Origin of the sequence: Cellulomonas massiliensis JC225, from assembly GCF_000312005.1 — a bacterium.
Lineage (GTDB): Bacteria > Actinomycetota > Actinomycetes > Actinomycetales > Cellulomonadaceae > Cellulomonas > Cellulomonas massiliensis.
This window is the reverse complement of the sequence record NZ_HE978588.1, coordinates 2,152,362-2,153,928: the sequence shown is the minus strand read 5'-3', so window position 1 is coordinate 2,153,928 and position 1,567 is coordinate 2,152,362. Positions and strand designations below refer to the sequence as shown.

Genomic DNA, 1,567 nt, shown 5'->3' with positions numbered 1-1,567 from the left:
GTGCGCACCGCCCGCCGCCCGCGCCGGCGCAGCTGCGCGGCGCCGCGCAGCGACCGGGCGGAGACGAGCACGTGCAGGCCCAGGTCCAGCCGCACGCGCGCGTCGCCGAGCGCGAACGCGAGGTCCAGGTCGTCGTGGACGTCGGAGCGGTGCCGCTCCACCCCGTGCCGCACCCGCTCCCAGGTGCTGCGCCGCACCGCCATCGACGAGCCCCACAGCGGCACCTGCGCGGCCGCGAGCCCACCGAGCAGGTAGTACGCACCGAGGTAGAGCACGGCTCCACCGACGCCGACGGCCCGCGGCAGCTCGTGGAACGTCCCGACCCCCGTCACGGCGTCGACCCGCCGGTCGCTCATCGCGTCCGCGACGCGCTCGACCCAGTGCGCCGGCGGCCGGGAGTCGGCGTCCAGCCGCGCGACGACCTCGCCGTGGCTCGCGTCGTACCCGGCGGCCGCCGCGACCGGGATCCCCTCGGTCGGGACCGTCACCACGCGCGCGCCCCACCGCCGGGCGACCTGCGCGGACGCGTCGCGCGAGCCGTTGTCGACGACGACGACCTCGAGCGGCGCGAGCGTCTGGGCCGCGAGCGCCTCCAGGCAGCCGTCCAGCTCGTCCGCGTCGTCGCGCACCGGGATCACGACCGACACGGTGGGTCGGGTCACGGGCGGGGTCCTTCCGATGAACCGGTGCCGTGCGCTCGACGCGGCCAGTCTGCGCGAGGAACCCCGGTCCCGCGCGTCGAGGGCGCCCCGGCTTGCGGCGCCGGTGACGCGGCGGGACGGTGGTCGCACGTCGAGGCACCGGCGGTCGTGCGGACCACCCGGGAGCGACGATGCCGGACCACGGTGACCTGCGGACGCGGCGACCGGCGCCCCCGGCGGCGCCCGCGCGCGAGGTGCTGGACGACGTCGAGTACGTGCTGCCGCTGCGCTGGACCTCGGACGACGAGCTCGACGACCTCACCGACTACCTGGGCCGGCTCGCGCGGCTGGTCCCGGTGACGGTCGTCGACGGCTCCCCCGAGCCGCTCTACGGCACGCACGCCCGGGCGTGGGGCCGGCTCGTCCGGCACGTGCGGCCCGACCGCTGGCCGGCCCTCAACGGCAAGGTGCGCGGCGTGATGACCGGCGTGCTGCTCAGCCGCGGCGAGAAGGTCGTCGTGGCCGACGACGACGTCCGCTACGACGCGCTCGCCCTCACCCGCGTCGCGGCGCTGCTCGACACGGCCGACGTCGTCCTCCCCCAGAACGCGTTCGACCCCCTGCCGTGGCACGCGCGCTGGGACAGCGCCCGCTCGCTGGTCAACCGCGGGCTCGGCGGCGACTGGCCGGGCACGCTCGCCGTCCGGCGCTCCACGCTCCTGCGCGCCGGCGGCTACGACGGCCACGTCCTGTTCGAGAACCTCGAGCTCGTGCGCACGGTCGCGGCGGCGGGCGGCCGCGTGCGGCGGGCGGGCGGGGTCGTCGTGCGCCGGCGCCCGCCGACGGCGCGGCACTTCTGGTCCCAGCGCACCCGGCAGGCCTACGACGACCTCGCGCAGCCGGCACGCCTCGCGGTCGAGGCCGCG

The 1,567-nt window shown here is 77.9% G+C and carries 2 protein-coding genes; one reads left to right on the top strand and one right to left on the bottom strand.

Going from position 1 to position 1,567, the window contains the following annotated elements; all coding sequences use genetic code 11:
• Nucleotides 1-662 (bottom strand): glycosyltransferase family 2 protein (locus HGCM_RS10260; protein ID WP_019136751.1); only part of this gene is annotated, 662 nt, incomplete at its 3' end.
• A gap of 170 nt (nt 663-832) precedes the next feature.
• Here HGCM_RS10260 and HGCM_RS10255 point away from each other — a divergent pair.
• Nucleotides 833-1,567 (top strand): glycosyltransferase family 2 protein (locus HGCM_RS10255; protein ID WP_161604977.1); only part of this gene is annotated, 735 nt, incomplete at its 3' end.